Raw genomic sequence first — 15,550 nt, 5'->3', positions numbered from 1 at the left:
TTTAGTGCAGCATACCTTCATTTGCCTCGAAGAGTAATTCTTCCATTTGCTGGTAGGCGTTTTCACACCCCGGAATGTTGAACAGCACCATCAGTACAACCCACTTCAGATCTTCCAGTTCGAATTCTGCTGTGTCCAGCGCCAGCACGCGCTCAATCACCATTTCGCGGGTTTCGAGATTTAACACCTGAATCTGTTCAAGGAACAGTAAAAAGCCCCGACAGTCTGCATCAAGCCGCTGGCTCTCTTCTGCGGTAAAAATACGCATAGAGAGAGGATCGGCAGCAAGCTGCATCGGTTCGGTCAAGCCATCCTGATAGTCGGCCAGCTTTTCAAGCCACACTAATGCGTTAAAAATGTCCTCACGATCAAAACCAGCGTCGGTGAGATCGCTCGTCAGCTTATCCTGATCAACGCGCATTTCTGCTTCGCTGTGGATGTAGGTTTCAAATAAGTACATTAGTACGTCGAACATGGCATGCCCTCCTCAATCGGACATAGCCGCCGGGTACAGCTGCGATCCATCCTGCTAACTCCAGTTCGAGTAACTGAGCTACCGTCTCTGGCACAGGTTGGCCGGCACGTTCAGCGACGACGTCAACAGGTGTAACCTCATCTCCTACGTTAGCCAACAGATGGGGAAATGGCAATGCGCCGTCCTGTTGATTTGGCGAATATATTGACACATTGTGCGAAGCGGGAAGCCAATGGAGTTCAGAGGCGAGATAATCGAGGATATCCTGCGGACTTCGTACTAGATTAGCCCCTTGCTGAATAAGCCAGTGTGGGCCATCGCTCCGAGGACTTCCTACCGTACCGGGCAGAGCAAATACCTCTCTTCCCTGTTCAACGGCATAGCGGGCAGTCACCAGGGATCCACTTCGTTCACCGGCTTCTACGACAAAAACGGCTCTACTCAGCCCACTGATGACACGATTACGCCACGGAAAGTTCGAGGGCCAGGGCGTACAGGAAAGGGGAAACTCGGATAGCACTGCCCCTTCTTGCTCGAGAATTTTCCGGGCTAACATCGCATGACGTTTAGGATGAACGCTGCCTAATCCATTCCCCAACACAGCAATGGTTTTACCCTTGACTCTCAGTGCCGCACGGTGCGCCACCCCATCAATGCCCAATGCCAACCCGCTGGTTATCACCAGTCCAGACTGTGCAAGCGCTTCACTGAACTGCCGGCAAAAGCGCTCGCCGTAATCTGACAGGTTACGACTACCAACAACCGCAAGCTGGTTCTGGCTGAGTAGTGAAGGTTCACCGGCAACAAACAGAGCGGCAGGATAATCATTTATGGCTCTGAGCTGCTCAGGATAAAGGGCGTCTTCCGCCGTCAGCAGATGGTGATTTGGCTTATCGAGCCAAAGAAGGCTAGCTTCAAGCTGGCGCTCATCGAATGCAGTAAATAATGCACATTCTCGGGCATTTAATCCCGCCGCGAGCAGACTCTCCCTTTCTACCCTTGGGCATCGTTCCAGGAAGTGGGCTATTTTTAGGAACTTATCCCCACTCAGCCCCTTAACAGCCATAAGACGTAGCCAAATCTCCATTATCTGCACTCAATCCCCCTGCCACAGGCCATCAAAGCAATCCTTGCGATTGGTCACTGATGCTGTCAATCAGCCGGGGAAATGTCTAGAATAGAGGGAATAATCCTTTCTACTACTGAACACAGCTCTGGAAATTTATGGCAGTTTTGCAAGTATTACATATTCCCGACGAGCGCCTTCGCAAAGTCGCTAAACCGGTTGAAGAAGTGAATGCGGACATTCAGCGTATCGTTGATGATATGTTCGATACTATGTACGCCGAAGAAGGCATTGGCCTGGCGGCTACGCAGGTAGATATTCACCAACGCATCATCGTGATTGATGTATCCGAGAACCGTGACGAACAGCTGGTACTGATTAACCCGGAACTGCTGGAAAAAAGCGGTGAGACCGGTATTGAAGAAGGTTGTCTGTCCATCCCTGAACAGCGTGCGCTGGTACCTCGTGCGGAAAAAGTAAAAATTCGCGCGCTCGATCGTGACGGTAAAGCCTTTGAACTGGAAGCAGATGGCCTGCTGGCGATTTGTATCCAGCACGAAATGGATCATCTGGTCGGTAAACTGTTTATCGATTATCTGTCGCCGCTGAAACAGCAACGTATTCGCCAGAAAGTTGAAAAACTCGACCGTTTGAAAGCGAAAGCTTAAGGACAACAAACAACGTGTCAGATTCTCTGCGTATTATTTTTGCCGGAACCCCAGACTTCGCAGCGCGTCACCTTGACGCGCTGTTGTCTTCTCAGCACCAGGTCGTTGGTGTATTTACCCAACCAGATCGTCCGGCAGGCCGCGGTAAAAAACTCATGCCAGGCCCGGTAAAAGCGCTGGCAGAAGAGAAAGGCATTCCTGTCTTTCAGCCGGCTACGCTGCGTAAAGCGGAAAATCAGCAGTTGATTGCCGACCTCAACGCCGATGTTATGGTGGTGGTTGCATATGGCCTGATTTTGCCTCAGCCGGTACTCGATATGCCTCGCCTGGGCTGCGTAAATGTTCATGGTTCACTGCTGCCGCGCTGGCGTGGTGCGGCACCGATCCAACGTTCTTTGTGGGCCGGGGATGCTGAAACTGGCGTCACCATTATGCAAATGGATATCGGTCTCGATACCGGCGACATGCTGTATAAACTCTCTTGTCCGATTGAGGCAGAAGACACCAGCGGAACCCTCTACGATAAGCTAGCAGGGCTGGGTCCTAAAGGCCTTCTGGACACGCTGGAACAGCTAACCAACGGTACCGCTACGCCGGAGGTTCAAGACGAAGCGCTGGTGACCTATGCTGAGAAACTCAGCAAAGAAGAAGCCCGCATCAACTGGAACCTTTCTGCCGTTCAACTGGAACGCTGTATCCGTGCTTTTAACCCATGGCCAATGAGCTGGCTGGAAATCGACGGGCAGCCGCTAAAAGTCTGGCGCGCGTCGGCGATCAGCACCCAGACAAATTCAGCACCGGGCACCATTCTGGCCATCAGTAAACAAGGTATCCAGGTTGCGACCGCCGAGGGCATTCTGAATCTTGAAGAACTGCAGCCTGCAGGTAAAAAAGCCATGAAAGCGCAGGACCTACTGAACTCACGCCGTGAATGGTTTGAACCTGGTACAGTCCTCTCCTGATAAAGCCGCATTTATACGCCCAGGGTAACCTGGGCATTTTTGTTTATAGCGCTGGAAAAACCAGAGCACGATAATGAAAAAAACACTGAATCTTCGCAGCCTGGCTGCCCAAACAATTGAACAAGTTGTCGAGCAAGGACAATCATTAAGTAATGTACTGCCTGGGGTACAGCAGAAAGTGTCTGATAAAGACAGAGCCCTGCTGCAGGAGCTGTGCTTCGGCGTGCTGCGTACCCTTCCGCAGCTGGACTGGTTGGTTGGCAAACTCATGTCACGCCCGATGACTGGAAAGCAGCGCACAATCCATTACTTAATTATGGTCGGCATCTATCAGCTTCTGTATACCCGTATTCCTGCGCATGCTGCGCTGGCTGAAACCGTTGAAGGTGCCATCGCGATTAAGCGCCAGGCTTTTAAGGGCTTAATCAATGGCGTACTACGTCAGTTCCAGCGCCAGCAAGAAAACCTGATGGCAGAAGCTGCTAAGCATGAAAGCCGTTTTCTGCACCCGGCCTGGCTGCTGCAGCGTTTGAAAAAAGCTTACCCGGACTGCTGGGAATCCATTGTCGATGCTAATAACCAGCGCCCTCCAATGTGGCTGCGCGTAAATCGCCAGCACCATACGCGTGAAGCATGGATGGCTTTGCTGGCTGAGGCTGGTCTGGAAGGCCATATACATCCCAAATACCAGGATGCTGTTCGCCTTGATTCACCCGCTCCCGTTCAGGTATTACCTGGTTTTGAGCAAGGCTGGGTGACCGTGCAGGATGCTTCAGCTCAGGGCAGCGTCGATCTTTTAGATCCGCAAAACGATGAAACTATTCTGGATCTTTGTGCCGCACCGGGCGGTAAGACAACGCATATTCTGGAAGCGGCCCCGAATGCAAAAGTGATGGCCGTCGACGTTGACACCCAGCGCCTGAAACGCGTGCATGAAAATCTTGAACGCCTTGGCATGAAAGCAGAAGTAAAACAGGGAGACGGCCGTTTCCCTGCTCAGTGGTGTGGCGAAACTAAGTTTGACCGTATTTTGCTTGATGCGCCATGCTCAGCAACCGGCGTTATTCGTCGCCATCCAGACATCAAATGGCTGCGTCGCGACAGGGATATCGCAGAACTCGTTGCTTTGCAGAAAGAGATTCTGGATGCTATCTGGCCTCACCTTAAAACCGGCGGGACGCTTGTCTATGCCACTTGTTCTATTCTCCCCGACGAGAATAAGGATCAGGTGAGCGCGTTTCTGGCGCGTCATGCCGATGCCAAACTGGTAGAAACCGGTGACAATAAGGCTCCGGGCATTCAAAATCTGCCTGCAGCAGACGACGGTGACGGCTTCTATTACGCTAAGCTAATTAAGAGCTGACTCCCTGCAGGGTGAGTCATAAGTTTCATCACTCGTGAAGCGATAAACGATGAAAATAATCATTCTGGGTGCGGGCCAGGTCGGCGGCACTCTGGCAGAAAATCTGGTCGGTGAAAACAACGATATTACCGTCGTCGATACTAACCAGGCCCGCCTGCGCAGCCTGCAGGACAAGTTTGACCTCCGCGTAGTCCAGGGCCACGGCTCTCATCCCCGCGTACTTCGTGAAGCAGGGGCCGATGACGCAGACATGCTGGTCGCAGTCACCAGCTCTGACGAAACGAACATGATCGCATGTCAGGTCGCTTATTCGCTGTTTAATACACCGAACAGAATTGCCCGCATTCGAGCCCCCGATTATGTTCGCGATGCAGAAAAACTGTTCAATGCAGAAGCCGTTCCCATTGATCACCTGATTGCTCCTGAGCAGTTGGTTATCGACAATATTTACCGCCTGATTGAGTACCCGGGGGCACTTCAGGTCGTGAATTTTGCCGAAGGGAAAGTTAGCCTGGCAGTAGTAAAAGCCTACTATGGTGGTCCGCTGGTGGGTAATGCACTTTCCACCATGCGCGAACATATGCCGCACATCGATACTCGTGTCGCAGCCATTTTCCGTCACGACCGCCCTATTCGCCCGCAGGGTTCAACCATTGTTGAAGCCGGTGATGAAGTCTTCTTTATTGCCGCGTCACAAAATATCCGTGCGGTAATGAGCGAGCTTCAGCGCCTCGAAAAACCTTACAAGCGCATCATGCTGGTGGGCGGCGGTAATATCGGCGCAGGTTTAGCGCATCGTCTCGAGAAAGATTACAGCGTAAAACTGATCGAGCGCGATCAGCAGCGAGCTTCTGAACTTGCAGAAATGCTGCAAAATACCATCGTATTTTATGGTGACGCCTCAGATCAGGAACTGTTAGCAGAGGAACATATCGATCAGGTTGATCTCTTTATTGCGGTCACCAACGATGATGAAGCTAACATCATGTCGGCCATGCTGGCTAAGCGAATGGGCGCCAAAAAAGTCATGGTCCTCATACAGCGTAATGCCTATGTCGATTTAGTGCAGGGGAGCGTGATTGATATTGCGATTTCACCTCAGCAGGCAACCATTTCTGCTCTACTCGGACATGTGCGTAAAGCCGATATTGTTGGCGTTTCATCTCTTCGCCGTGGCGTTGCAGAAGCCATTGAGGCCGTGGCTCATGGAGATGAAAGCACCTCTCGCGTTGTGGGTCGAGTCATCGATGAGATTAAACTGCCGCCTGGCACGATCATTGGTGCAGTTGTACGTGGCAATGATGTGATGATTGCCAACGACAACCTACGTATAGAACAGGGCGATCACGTCATTATGTTCTTAACGGATAAGAAATTTGTCAGCGATGTCGAACGCCTGTTCCAGCCAAGCCCATTCTTCCTCTAAACTCAACAGAGCAGAAATATTTTCTGCTCTGTTTCTTCATACAAAAACCATTTTTAAATTATGGAATTAACAAAAAATTCTTATTTCTTGTAGCAATGGAAATTAAGATAACCTTTGTTAGAATTATTACTGTCAGCCGGCACAAGGAGAGATTAATGAGTATTTTAAAAGAGTTTCGCGAATTCGCGATGCGCGGGAACGTTGTTGATTTGGCAGTAGGTGTGATTATTGGCGCAGCATTCGGGAAGATTGTTTCCTCCCTGGTAGCGGATATTATTATGCCACCACTGGGTTTGCTGATTGGTGGCGTTGATTTTAAACAGTTTGCTTTAACATTGCGTGATGCCCAGGGTGATGTTCCTGCGGTAGTTATGCACTACGGCGTATTTATTCAGAATATTTTTGACTTCGTGATTGTCGCGTTTGCCATCTTCATGGCCATCAAAGTGATCAATAAACTGAATCGTAAAAAAGCGGAAGAGCCTGCCGCACCTCCGGCACCGTCTAAAGAGGAAGTTCTGCTGAGCGAGATTCGTGACCTGCTGAAAGAGCAGAACCAACGGAATTAATACTGGTTATTAAAAGCAGAAAGCCAGTGGTAAAAAAGCGAATTGCTTGTTTGCCACTGGCCTCCCAGTTACCTCTCTTGCCGTGTTTCTCATTTCTCTGATAACTGCCTTTCCCTTTCTTATTCTTCTCAACTCTTTGCCTGAACAGTGGGTCATGTAATAGCGCTTCAATGGCGTTATCTTTAATTTGCCCTTTTCGATGGCGATATTTGGTGCTCATAGTTACTCCAGATGGGTTAAAGGATCGCCGCGAGTCTATGCCTGAGCCTGTAAAAGATCAAGCGGCTATTTTTTGCTGCTTGCTCCCTGTTCCAGCGCTTCAAGGATAGAACAATAAACGCTACTGTGTGCACTGCCACAACAAGCATCATTCAGACGCTGCAGCGAGCGCCGCATATTCTGCAATTCTTTGATTTTAGACTCAACCTCACTCAACCGGCTCTGCACAATCCCTTTCGATTCCTGGCAAGTATGATGCTCAGGATCGATACGGATCGATAAAAGCTCCCGGATGGCCTCAAGCGTGAAACCAAGTTGCTTAGCGTAACGAATGAATTTAAGACGCTGAAGATCGCTGTCGCTATACAGGCGAAAACCACCTTCAGTTCGCACTTCGTGATCCATCATGTTTTGCTTTTCGTAGTAACGAATAGTATCCGGCGTCACATCCGCCAGTTTTGCCAGTTCACCTATACGAAACATCACCTTTCCTCATCGATATGCTGCATCAATTTTACGGCATACTCACCACGTAAGAAGTCGGTGCTTATACCCGCCTGTCGGAGCTTAAGCTCAAGCAGTGCGAGCTTTTTACCGATCGCCTGATATTCCTCGCTCTGAATATGCACCGTTTTTAGCAGATCAACCAGCTCAATGGCATCCTTCCGCTGCTGCATCTCTGCCGGCAAGCAACCTGCATTTTTTAGCAGACGGTATCCGGCACGGAGCTCGGGAGGAACATGACTGTCATCGTCGAGCAATATAGGCTCACCGCTACCGGCTAGCCCCTCGAACTCTCCGTTTCGCTGCGCATCAAGAATATGCCGTTCTGCCCATTGATCAAGCAACCACATAGCGACCTCAAAATTATCGGGAGTAATACAAGAATACGGGGAAAAGAGAGAAGGGGATATTCTGGATATAAAAAAACCGGGCAAGCCCGGTTTTTCTACGTTACTACAGATTACTCTGCAGCAGCTTCTGTTTGAGACTCGGCGCGATCAACCAGCTCGATGTAAGCCATCGGAGCATTGTCACCAGCACGGAAGCCACACTTCAGAATACGAGTGTAACCACCTGCACGGCTCGCGAAACGCGGACCCAGTTCATTAAACAGTTTTGCCACGATCTCGTTATCACGAGTGCGGGCGAATGCCAGACGACGATTAGCAACGCTGTCAGTCTTGGCAAGAGTAATCAGCGGCTCAACTACGCGACGCAGCTCTTTCGCTTTAGGCAGGGTCGTCTTGATGATCTCATGACGAACCAGTGAACCTGCCATGTTGCGGAACATAGCCTGGCGATGGCTGCTGTTGCGGTTCAGTTGACGACCACTCTTACGATGGCGCATGACCTTATCCTTCTCAGTAAAACCTTAACCTGTGATCCGGTTACTCGTCAGCAATGCTTGCTGGTGGCCAGTTTTCCAGGCGCATGCCCAGAGACAAACCACGAGAAGCCAGCACGTCTTTAATCTCAGTAAGAGATTTTTTACCCAGGTTAGGCGTTTTGAGCAGCTCAACCTCGGTACGCTGTACCAGATCACCGATATAGTGGATAGCTTCTGCCTTAAGGCAGTTAGCAGAGCGGACAGTCAATTCCAGATCGTCAACAGGGCGCAGCAAGATCGGATCGAATTCTGGTTTCTCTTCTTTAACTTCCGGCTGACGTACATCACGCAGGTCAACGAAAGCTTCAAGTTGTTCTGCCAGAATGGTCGCCGCACGACGAATCGCCTCTTCAGGATCGATTGTGCCGTTGGTTTCCATTTCGATGACCAGCTTGTCCAGGTCGGTACGCTGTTCTACACGCGCGGCTTCAACATTGTAGGCAATACGCTCTACAGGGCTGTAGCAGGCGTCGACCAGCAGACGGCCGATTGGGCGCTCATCTTCTTCCGAATGAATTCGGGTAGAAGCCGGCACATAACCGCGACCGCGCTGAACTTTGATACGCATGCTAATAGCAGCGTTCTCATCGGTCAGGTGGCAGATCACATGCTGCGGCTTGACGATTTCGACATCACCATCATGGGTGATATCGGCTGCGGTCACAGGGCCAATGCCAGATTTATTCAGGGTAAGGATAACTTCATCTTTACCTTGAACTCTTACCGCCAGCCCTTTCAGGTTGAGCAGGATTTCCAGGATATCTTCCTGAACGCCTTCTTTGGTGCTGTACTCGTGCAGTACACCATCAATCTCAACCTCAGTCACCGCGCAACCCGGCATCGACGAAAGCAGAATACGGCGCAGTGCGTTACCAAGAGTATGGCCAAAGCCACGCTCTAACGGCTCAAGGGTCACCTTGGCGTGCGTCGAACTCACTTGCTCGATATCTACCAGGCGTGGTTTTAGAAACTCTGTCACAGAACCCTGCATTGTGTCCTCTCTTTGGTACTAAGCTTTACTTGGAGTAAAGCTCGACGATCAGGTGTTCGTTAATGTCCGCAGACAGATCGGTACGCTCAGGCTTACGCTTGAACACACCTTCCATCTTGGCAGCATCAACTTCCAGCCAGGTTGGCTTTTCACGCTGCTCAGCCAGCTCCAGAGCGGCCTTAACGCGAGATTGCTTTTTGGCTTTCTCACGGATGCTGACTACGTCATTCGGAGTTACCTGATAAGAAGCGATGTTAACAACGCGACCATTTACCATGATAGCTTTATGGCTAACCAGCTGACGTGCTTCTGCACGAGTAGCGCCGAAGCCCATACGGTAAACAACGTTGTCCAGACGGCCTTCCAGCAGAGCCAACAGGTTTTCACCGGTGTTGCCTTTCAGACGAGCTGCTTCTTTATAATAGTTACGGAACTGACGCTCCAGCACACCGTAGATACGGCGAACTTTCTGCTTTTCACGCAACTGCACACCATAGTCAGACAGACGCGGTTTACGCGCACCGTGCTGGCCAGGAGCTTGTTCAATTTTACACTTGGTATCGATCGCGCGAACGCCAGACTTAAGGAATAAGTCGGTGCCCTCACGACGGCTCAGCTTGAGCTTAGGACCCAAATATCTTGCCATTTTCTTTCTCCAACAATCCTAGAAAACGGACGCGTTATACGCGACGTTTTTTCGGCGGACGACAACCGTTATGAGGGATTGGAGTCACATCAGTAATATTAGTGATGCGGAAACCAGCGGCGTTCAGAGCACGAATAGTTGATTCGCGGCCTGGGCCAGGACCCTTAACCATAACTTCCAGGTTCTTGATACCGTATTCTTTCACGGCTTCTGCGCAACGCTCTGCTGCAACCTGAGCTGCAAACGGAGTGGATTTGCGAGAACCACGGAAACCGGAACCACCGGCAGTTGCCCAACCCAACGCATTACCCTGACGATCGGTAATAGTAACGATGGTGTTGTTGAAAGAAGCATGGACATGAGCCACGCCGTCAGAGACTGTTTTTCTTACACGTTTACGTGCACGAATTGGTGCCTTTGCCATTATTCAATCACCCCGATTATTTCTTGATCGGTTTGCGCGGACCCTTACGGGTACGTGCGTTGGTCTTAGTACGCTGACCGCGCACTGGCAGACCACGACGATGACGCAAACCGCGATAGCAACCAAGGTCCATCAGACGCTTGATGCTCATGCTCACTTCACGGCGCAGATCACCTTCAACGACAAATTTGGCAACTTCGTCACGCAGCGTGTCGATTTGTTCTTCAGACAGCTCACTGATCTTAACATCTTCAGCAATACCCGCCGCAGCGCAAATGGCCTTGGAGCGAGTCTTGCCGACACCGTAGATCGAGGTTAACGCGATCACGGCGTGTTTTTGATCAGGAATGTTAATGCCTGCTATACGGGCCACTATGCACTCCTACTATTTAGATTATGCGTCCCATGCCGAAAAGCCCGTTTTCAGGATACTCAAATGGAAACGCATAGACATACAAAAGATTGGCTGGCTAATCTAGCCAGCTCAACCCAACTTTGCAAGAAAAATATGCGAGATAATCAGCCTTGACGCTGTTTATGCTTCGGCTCTACGCTGCAAATCACGCGAATAACACCGTCACGCTTAACGATTTTGCAGTTACGACATAATTTCTTGACGGAAGCACGAACTTTCATTTTTACTCTCCGTAACTTCTCAAGCGACGATTAACGGCCGTAGCCTTTCAGGTTCGCTTTCTTCAATGCAGACTCGTACTGACTTGACATCATCAGAGTTTGCACTTGAGCCATAAAGTCCATGATAACGACAACAACGATCAGCAGTGAGGTCCCACCGAAGTAGAACGGCACTTTCATTGCATCGCGCATGAACTCCGGGATTAGGCAGATAAAGGTAATGTACAACGCACCAACCAGAGTCAGGCGGGTCATTACTTTATCGATGTACTTCGCCGTTTGTTCTCCCGGACGAATTCCTGGTACAAATGCACCGGACTTCTTCAGGTTATCTGCTGTTTCACGCGGGTTGAAGACCAACGCCGTGTAGAAGAAACAGAAGAAGATGATTGCAGACGCATAGAGTAACACATAAAGCGGTTGCCCAGGCTGCAAATACAGCGAAATTGTTGTCAGCCAGTTCCAACCGGTACCGCCCCCGAACCATGACGCGATGGTCGCCGGGAACAGAATAATACTGGAGGCGAAGATCGCAGGGATAACCCCGGCCATGTTCACTTTCAGCGGTAAATGTGTGCTCTGCGCAGCATAGACACGACGACCCTGTTGACGTTTAGCGTAGTTGACCACAATGCGGCGCTGGCCACGCTCAACAAAAACAACGAAGAAGGTCACTGCAAATACTAATACTGCAACCAACAGCAACAGGAGGAAGTGCAGGTCGCCTTGCCTTGCTTGCTCGATGGTATGGCCAATGGCCGGCGGAAGTCCCGCAACGATACCCGCGAAGATTATGATTGAGATACCGTTACCGATACCACGTTCAGTAATCTGTTCGCCCAGCCACATCAGGAACATTGTCCCGGTGACAAGACTTACAACAGCGGTGAAATAGAATGCAAAGCCTGGGTTTAACACCAGGCCCTGCATACCAGGCATATTCGGTAAACCGGTAGCAATACCGATTGACTGGAATATTGCCAGCACCAGAGTGCCGTAACGGGTGTACTGGCTAATCTTACGACGACCAGATTCCCCTTCTTTCTTCAGCTCTGCCAACGCGGGATGAACCACGGTAAGCAGCTGAATGATGATCGATGCCGAAATGTACGGCATGATACCCAGTGCGAAGATAGAAGCACGGCTGAGAGCACCACCAGAGAACATGTTAAACATCTCAATGATGGTGCCTCGCTGTTGCTCAAGCAGTTTGGCAAGTACAGCGGCATCAATACCAGGGATCGGAATAAAAGAGCCAATACGAAACACAATCAGCGCACCGATAACAAACATCAGTCTGCGTTTCAGCTCGCCGAGGCCGCCTTTAGCACTTTGAAAATCTAATCCCGGTTGTTTTGCCATCTGCTACTTATTCCTCGATTTTACCGCCAGCAGCTTCGATAGCAGCACGAGCGCCTTTGGTCACACGCAGGCCGCTAACAGTTACCGGACGAGTTACCTCACCAGACAGGATCACTTTCGCGAACTCGATCTGAATACCGATAATGTTTGCTGCTTTCAGCGTGTTCAGGTCAACTACGTCGCCTTCAACTTTCGCCAGATCGGACAGACGAACTTCTGCCGTGATCATTGCTTTGCGAGAGGTGAAACCGAATTTCGGCAGACGACGGTACAACGGCATCTGACCACCTTCGAAACCACGACGTACGCCACCACCAGAACGAGAGTTCTGACCTTTGTGACCACGACCGCCGGTTTTACCGAGGCCAGAACCGATACCACGACCCAGACGCTTGGAAGCGTGCTTAGACCCTTCGGCCGGAGACAGAGTATTTAAACGCATCTCTTACTCCTCAACTTTAACCATGTAGGAAACCGCGTTGACCATACCGCGTACAGCAGGAGTATCCTCGCGCTCTACGGTGTGGCCAATACGACGCAGACCCAGGCCAAGCAGCGTTGCCTTGTGTTTCGGCAGACGACCGATTGCACTGCGGGTTTGAGTGATTTTAATAGTCTTTGCCATGGTCAATTACCCCAGAATTTCTTCAACGGATTTACCACGCTTGGCAGCGACCATTTCTGGAGATTTCATATTCGCCAGGCCATCGATAGTTGCACGAACCACGTTAATCGGGTTAGTGGAACCATACGCTTTAGCCAGGACGTTATGAACACCAGCGACTTCCAGGACGGCGCGCATTGCACCACCGGCGATGATACCGGTACCTTCGGAAGCCGGCTGCATGAACACGCGGGAACCTGTGTGCACGCCTTTAACAGGGTGCTGCAGGGTGCCGCTGTTCAGCGCGACGTTAATCATGTTGCGACGGGCTTTTTCCATCGCTTTCTGGATCGCTGCTGGAACTTCACGCGCTTTACCGTAACCAAAACCAATACGACCGTTACCGTCGCCTACCACTGTCAGAGCAGTGAAGGAGAAAATACGACCGCCTTTAACGGTTTTAGATACGCGATTTACCGCGATCAGCTTTTCCTGCAGTTCGCCAGCTTGTTTTTCGATGTGAGACATCTTACACCTCTACCTTAGAACTGAAGGCCAGCTTCACGGGCAGCATCTGCCAGTGCCTGGACACGACCATGATATTGGAAACCAGCACGGTCAAAAGCAACAACGGTGATGCCTTTTTCCAGAGCGCGCTCAGCAACAGCTTTACCTACAGCTGCAGCGGCGTCTTTGTTTCCAGTGTACTTCAGTTGCTCAGTGATAGCTTTTTCTACAGTAGATGCAGCTACCAGAACTTCAGAACCATTTGGAGCAATTACCTGTGCGTAAATATGACGCGGGGTACGATGTACCACCAGGCGAGTTGCACCCAGCTCTTTGAGCTTGTGACGTGCGCGGGTCGCACGACGGATACGAGCAGATTTCTTATCCATAGTGTTACCTTACTTCTTCTTAGCCTCTTTGGTACGCACGACTTCGTCGGCGTAACGAACACCCTTGCCTTTGTAAGGCTCAGGACGACGGTAGGCGCGCAGATCAGCTGCAACCTGACCGATCATCTGCTTATCAGCGCCTTTCAGCACGATTTCAGTTTGAGTCGGACATTCAGCAGTGATACCCGCAGGCAGCTTATGCTCAACAGGGTGAGAGAAGCCCAGGGCTAAATTCACCACGTCGCCTTTAACGGCTGCACGATAACCTACACCAACCAGCTGCAGCTTCTTAGTGAAGCCTTCGGTAACACCGACAACCATTGCGTTCAACAGCGCACGAGTGGTACCCGCTTGGGCCCACGCGTTTGCAAAGCCTTCGCGCGGAGCGAAAGTCAGAGCATTTTCAGCGTGTTTAACTTCAACAGCATCGTTGATAGTACGAGTCAGCTCGCCGTTTTTACCTTTGATCGAAATAACCTGACCGTTGAGTTTTACCTCTACGCCTGCAGGAACAACGACCGGTGCTTTAGCAACACGAGACATTTTATTCCTCCAATTACGCTACGTAGCAGATAATTTCGCCACCAAGACCAGCCTGGCGCGCTGCACGATCAGTCATAACACCTTTAGAGGTAGAAACGACAGCAATACCCATGCCGGCCATAACTTTAGGCAGCTCATCTTTTTTCTTATAGATGCGCAGGCCTGGGCGGCTGACTCGCTGAATGCTCTCTACCACAGCCTTGCCCTGGAAATACTTAAGAGTCAGTTCCAGTTCAGGCTTGATGTCGCCTTCAATTTTAAATTCTTCAATATAACCTTCTTCCTTCAGCACGTTGGCGATTGCCACTTTCAGCTTGGAGGAAGGCATGGTGACCGCAACTTTGTTCGCGGCCTGACCGTTACGGATACGGGTCAGCATATCCGCGATCGGATCTTGCATGCTCATCTGTCTCTACTCCCGTGATTCAATTGGTGACAATTACCAGCTAGCCTTTTTCAAGCCAGGTACTTCACCGCGCATGGCGGCTTCACGTAACTTGATACGGCTCAACCCGAACTTGCCCACATAACCATGTGGACGACCAGTCTGGCGGCAGCGTTTACGCTGACGGGACGGGCTGGAATCACGCGGCAGAGTTTGCAGCTTGAGAACAGCGTTCCAACGGTCTTCGTCGGTCGCGTTCACATCAGAAATGATAGCTTTCAGTTCTGCGCGTTTAGCGAAGAATTTTTCAGCCAAAGCAACGCGCTTTACTTCGCGTGCTTTCATTGATTGCTTAGCCATGAAGTAACCCTACCTTACTTGCGGAACGGGAAGTCAAAGGCAGCCAGCAGAGCACGGCCTTCATCATCAGATTTCGCAGTAGTGGTAATGGTAATATCCAAACCACGGACGCGATCGACTTTGTCGTAATCGATTTCTGGGAAGATGATCTGCTCACGGACACCCATGCTGTAGTTACCACGACCGTCGAAAGACTTAGCGGACAGGCCACGGAAGTCACGGATACGAGGTACAGCAATAGTGATCAGACGCTCAAGGAACTCCCACATGCGTTCGCCACGCAGAGTTACTTTACAGCCGATCGGATAGCCCTGACGGATTTTGAAGCCTGCAACAGATTTGCGTGCTTTGGTGATCAACGGCTTTTGACCGGAGATTGCTGTCAGATCAGCTGCTGCGTTATCCAGCAGTTTCTTGTCAGCGATCGCTTCACCAACACCCATGTTCAGGGTGATCTTCTCGACCCGAGGGACTTGCATGACAGAATTGTAGTTAAACTCAGTCATGAGTTTCTTAACTACTTCGTCTTTGTAGTAATCATGCAGTTTCGCCATCGTACTACTCC

General features: G+C 50.6%; 25 protein-coding genes. 5 read left to right on the top strand and 20 right to left on the bottom strand.

The features are described from left to right. Position 1 precedes the first annotated feature (1 nt). Entirely contained in the window at positions 2-475 is a 474-nt protein-coding gene (gene smg, locus AAIE02_RS21790) for a DUF494 family protein Smg (protein ID WP_008457217.1), read from the bottom strand. Then, positions 447-1,562 carry a DNA-protecting protein DprA gene (gene dprA, locus AAIE02_RS21785; RefSeq protein WP_498533244.1) on the bottom strand — a complete coding sequence of 372 codons (1,116 nt, stop codon included), beginning with the start codon at positions 1,560-1,562 and terminating at the stop codon, positions 447-449. Before dprA ends, smg begins: the two co-directional genes overlap by 29 nt. Positions 1,563-1,699: 137 nt before the next feature. Here dprA and def point away from each other — a divergent pair, with 137 nt between their 5' ends. The 5 genes from def (at position 1,700) to mscL (ending at position 6,529) form a co-directional block, all read left to right on the top strand. Further along, a complete protein-coding gene (gene def / locus AAIE02_RS21780; RefSeq protein WP_039288271.1) occupies positions 1,700-2,209 on the top strand; it encodes a peptide deformylase in 510 nt (169 codons plus the stop codon). Between the two features lie 14 nt (positions 2,210-2,223). Next, the gene (gene fmt / locus AAIE02_RS21775) at positions 2,224-3,171 is read left to right on the top strand and encodes a methionyl-tRNA formyltransferase (RefSeq protein ID WP_498533243.1); all 948 of its coding nucleotides are present in this window, start codon (positions 2,224-2,226) and stop codon (positions 3,169-3,171) included. A gap of 73 nt (positions 3,172-3,244) precedes the next feature. Continuing rightward, entirely contained in the window at positions 3,245-4,534 is a 1,290-nt protein-coding gene (rsmB, locus tag AAIE02_RS21770; RefSeq protein WP_498533242.1) for a 16S rRNA (cytosine(967)-C(5))-methyltransferase RsmB, read from the top strand. A gap of 49 nt (positions 4,535-4,583) precedes the next feature. After that, entirely contained in the window at positions 4,584-5,960 is a 1,377-nt protein-coding gene (gene trkA, locus AAIE02_RS21765) for a Trk system potassium transporter TrkA (RefSeq protein ID WP_008457209.1), read from the top strand. A gap of 155 nt (positions 5,961-6,115) precedes the next feature. After that, positions 6,116-6,529, top strand: coding sequence for a large-conductance mechanosensitive channel protein MscL (gene mscL / locus AAIE02_RS21760; protein ID WP_008457207.1), 414 nt, complete (start codon positions 6,116-6,118; stop codon positions 6,527-6,529). Here mscL and AAIE02_RS21755 read toward each other — a convergent pair. From AAIE02_RS21755 to rplE, 18 genes are all read right to left on the bottom strand, one after another. After that, positions 6,465-6,749, bottom strand: a complete 285-nt coding sequence (locus tag AAIE02_RS21755; RefSeq protein ID WP_498533241.1) for an alternative ribosome-rescue factor A — start codon at positions 6,747-6,749, stop codon at positions 6,465-6,467. The two genes, mscL and AAIE02_RS21755, sit on opposite strands and share 65 nt — an antisense overlap. Before the next feature lie 65 nt (positions 6,750-6,814). Then, positions 6,815-7,231 carry a Zn(2+)-responsive transcriptional regulator gene (gene zntR / locus AAIE02_RS21750; protein ID WP_008457203.1) on the bottom strand — a complete coding sequence of 139 codons (417 nt, stop codon included), beginning with the start codon at positions 7,229-7,231 and terminating at the stop codon, positions 6,815-6,817. Next, the gene (locus AAIE02_RS21745; RefSeq protein ID WP_498533240.1) at positions 7,231-7,602 is read right to left on the bottom strand and encodes a DnaJ family domain-containing protein; all 372 of its coding nucleotides are present in this window, start codon (positions 7,600-7,602) and stop codon (positions 7,231-7,233) included. The genes zntR and AAIE02_RS21745 overlap by 1 nt, the downstream gene beginning before the upstream one ends. 110 nt (positions 7,603-7,712) lie before the next feature. Further along, the gene (rplQ, locus tag AAIE02_RS21740) at positions 7,713-8,099 is read right to left on the bottom strand and encodes a 50S ribosomal protein L17 (protein ID WP_008457198.1); all 387 of its coding nucleotides are present in this window, start codon (positions 8,097-8,099) and stop codon (positions 7,713-7,715) included. A gap of 40 nt (positions 8,100-8,139) precedes the next feature. Beyond that, complete coding sequence (locus tag AAIE02_RS21735) at positions 8,140-9,129, bottom strand: DNA-directed RNA polymerase subunit alpha (RefSeq protein WP_008457196.1); 990 nt, start codon at positions 9,127-9,129, stop codon at positions 8,140-8,142. 25 nt (positions 9,130-9,154) lie between these two features. After that, positions 9,155-9,775, bottom strand: a complete 621-nt coding sequence (rpsD, locus tag AAIE02_RS21730) for a 30S ribosomal protein S4 (RefSeq protein ID WP_008457194.1) — start codon at positions 9,773-9,775, stop codon at positions 9,155-9,157. A gap of 34 nt (positions 9,776-9,809) precedes the next feature. Next, the gene (gene rpsK, locus AAIE02_RS21725; protein ID WP_008457192.1) at positions 9,810-10,199 is read right to left on the bottom strand and encodes a 30S ribosomal protein S11; all 390 of its coding nucleotides are present in this window, start codon (positions 10,197-10,199) and stop codon (positions 9,810-9,812) included. A 16-nt stretch (positions 10,200-10,215) separates the two neighbouring features. After that, positions 10,216-10,572 carry a 30S ribosomal protein S13 gene (gene rpsM / locus AAIE02_RS21720; RefSeq protein ID WP_008457189.1) on the bottom strand — a complete coding sequence of 119 codons (357 nt, stop codon included), beginning with the start codon at positions 10,570-10,572 and terminating at the stop codon, positions 10,216-10,218. Positions 10,573-10,718: 146 nt separating this feature from the next. Further along, positions 10,719-10,835 (bottom strand): 50S ribosomal protein L36, encoded by a 117-nt coding sequence (gene rpmJ, locus AAIE02_RS21715; protein ID WP_008457187.1) that lies wholly within the window; start codon positions 10,833-10,835, stop codon positions 10,719-10,721. A gap of 30 nt (positions 10,836-10,865) precedes the next feature. Further along, entirely contained in the window at positions 10,866-12,197 is a 1,332-nt protein-coding gene (gene secY / locus AAIE02_RS21710; protein ID WP_008457186.1) for a preprotein translocase subunit SecY, read from the bottom strand. 7 nt (positions 12,198-12,204) lie between these two features. After that, positions 12,205-12,639 carry a 50S ribosomal protein L15 gene (gene rplO, locus AAIE02_RS21705; RefSeq protein WP_008457184.1) on the bottom strand — a complete coding sequence of 145 codons (435 nt, stop codon included), beginning with the start codon at positions 12,637-12,639 and terminating at the stop codon, positions 12,205-12,207. A gap of 3 nt (positions 12,640-12,642) precedes the next feature. Beyond that, entirely contained in the window at positions 12,643-12,822 is a 180-nt protein-coding gene (rpmD, locus tag AAIE02_RS21700; RefSeq protein ID WP_004846568.1) for a 50S ribosomal protein L30, read from the bottom strand. A 6-nt stretch (positions 12,823-12,828) separates the two neighbouring features. After that, complete coding sequence (gene rpsE, locus AAIE02_RS21695; protein ID WP_008457179.1) at positions 12,829-13,329, bottom strand: 30S ribosomal protein S5; 501 nt, start codon at positions 13,327-13,329, stop codon at positions 12,829-12,831. Positions 13,330-13,343: 14 nt separating this feature from the next. Continuing rightward, positions 13,344-13,697: a 50S ribosomal protein L18 gene (gene rplR / locus AAIE02_RS21690; RefSeq protein ID WP_008457177.1), complete on the bottom strand. Its 354-nt coding sequence runs from the start codon at positions 13,695-13,697 to the stop codon at positions 13,344-13,346. A 9-nt stretch (positions 13,698-13,706) separates the two neighbouring features. After that, complete coding sequence (gene rplF, locus AAIE02_RS21685; RefSeq protein WP_008457175.1) at positions 13,707-14,240, bottom strand: 50S ribosomal protein L6; 534 nt, start codon at positions 14,238-14,240, stop codon at positions 13,707-13,709. 13 nt (positions 14,241-14,253) lie between these two features. After that, on the bottom strand, positions 14,254-14,646 hold the full coding sequence (rpsH, locus tag AAIE02_RS21680) for a 30S ribosomal protein S8 (RefSeq protein WP_008457173.1): 393 nt from the start codon (positions 14,644-14,646) through the stop codon (positions 14,254-14,256). Positions 14,647-14,679: 33 nt separating this feature from the next. Continuing rightward, on the bottom strand, positions 14,680-14,985 hold the full coding sequence (rpsN, locus tag AAIE02_RS21675; protein WP_008457171.1) for a 30S ribosomal protein S14: 306 nt from the start codon (positions 14,983-14,985) through the stop codon (positions 14,680-14,682). A gap of 14 nt (positions 14,986-14,999) precedes the next feature. After that, the gene (gene rplE, locus AAIE02_RS21670; protein ID WP_008457169.1) at positions 15,000-15,539 is read right to left on the bottom strand and encodes a 50S ribosomal protein L5; all 540 of its coding nucleotides are present in this window, start codon (positions 15,537-15,539) and stop codon (positions 15,000-15,002) included. Positions 15,540-15,550 lie beyond the last annotated feature (11 nt).

This window comes from Cedecea sp. Ae19-4, assembly GCF_059801165.1.
Note: the sequence above shows the minus strand (reverse complement) of the source record. Positions and strands in the feature narration are given on the sequence as shown.

Coding starts and splice junctions, on each gene's coding strand:
- smg (WP_008457217.1), bottom strand. CDS start 475: ATGTTCGACGTACTAATGTACTTATTTGAAACCTACATCCACAGCGAA.
- dprA (WP_498533244.1), bottom strand. CDS start 1,562: ATGGAGATTTGGCTACGTCTTATGGCTGTTAAGGGGCTGAGTGGGGAT.
- def (WP_039288271.1), top strand. CDS start 1,700: ATGGCAGTTTTGCAAGTATTACATATTCCCGACGAGCGCCTTCGCAAA.
- rsmB (WP_498533242.1), top strand. CDS start 3,245: ATGAAAAAAACACTGAATCTTCGCAGCCTGGCTGCCCAAACAATTGAA.
- trkA (WP_008457209.1), top strand. CDS start 4,584: ATGAAAATAATCATTCTGGGTGCGGGCCAGGTCGGCGGCACTCTGGCA.
- mscL (WP_008457207.1), top strand. CDS start 6,116: ATGAGTATTTTAAAAGAGTTTCGCGAATTCGCGATGCGCGGGAACGTT.
- AAIE02_RS21755 (WP_498533241.1), bottom strand. CDS start 6,749: ATGAGCACCAAATATCGCCATCGAAAAGGGCAAATTAAAGATAACGCC.
- zntR (WP_008457203.1), bottom strand. CDS start 7,231: ATGTTTCGTATAGGTGAACTGGCAAAACTGGCGGATGTGACGCCGGAT.
- AAIE02_RS21745 (WP_498533240.1), bottom strand. CDS start 7,602: ATGTGGTTGCTTGATCAATGGGCAGAACGGCATATTCTTGATGCGCAG.
- rplQ (WP_008457198.1), bottom strand. CDS start 8,099: ATGCGCCATCGTAAGAGTGGTCGTCAACTGAACCGCAACAGCAGCCAT.
- AAIE02_RS21735 (WP_008457196.1), bottom strand. CDS start 9,129: ATGCAGGGTTCTGTGACAGAGTTTCTAAAACCACGCCTGGTAGATATC.
- rpsD (WP_008457194.1), bottom strand. CDS start 9,775: ATGGCAAGATATTTGGGTCCTAAGCTCAAGCTGAGCCGTCGTGAGGGC.
- rpsK (WP_008457192.1), bottom strand. CDS start 10,199: ATGGCAAAGGCACCAATTCGTGCACGTAAACGTGTAAGAAAAACAGTC.
- rpmJ (WP_008457187.1), bottom strand. CDS start 10,835: ATGAAAGTTCGTGCTTCCGTCAAGAAATTATGTCGTAACTGCAAAATC.
- secY (WP_008457186.1), bottom strand. CDS start 12,197: ATGGCAAAACAACCGGGATTAGATTTTCAAAGTGCTAAAGGCGGCCTC.
- rplO (WP_008457184.1), bottom strand. CDS start 12,639: ATGCGTTTAAATACTCTGTCTCCGGCCGAAGGGTCTAAGCACGCTTCC.
- rpmD (WP_004846568.1), bottom strand. CDS start 12,822: ATGGCAAAGACTATTAAAATCACTCAAACCCGCAGTGCAATCGGTCGT.
- rpsE (WP_008457179.1), bottom strand. CDS start 13,329: ATGTCTCACATCGAAAAACAAGCTGGCGAACTGCAGGAAAAGCTGATC.
- rplR (WP_008457177.1), bottom strand. CDS start 13,697: ATGGATAAGAAATCTGCTCGTATCCGTCGTGCGACCCGCGCACGTCAC.
- rplF (WP_008457175.1), bottom strand. CDS start 14,240: ATGTCTCGTGTTGCTAAAGCACCGGTCGTTGTTCCTGCAGGCGTAGAG.
- rpsH (WP_008457173.1), bottom strand. CDS start 14,646: ATGAGCATGCAAGATCCGATCGCGGATATGCTGACCCGTATCCGTAAC.
- rpsN (WP_008457171.1), bottom strand. CDS start 14,985: ATGGCTAAGCAATCAATGAAAGCACGCGAAGTAAAGCGCGTTGCTTTG.
- rplE (WP_008457169.1), bottom strand. CDS start 15,539: ATGGCGAAACTGCATGATTACTACAAAGACGAAGTAGTTAAGAAACTC.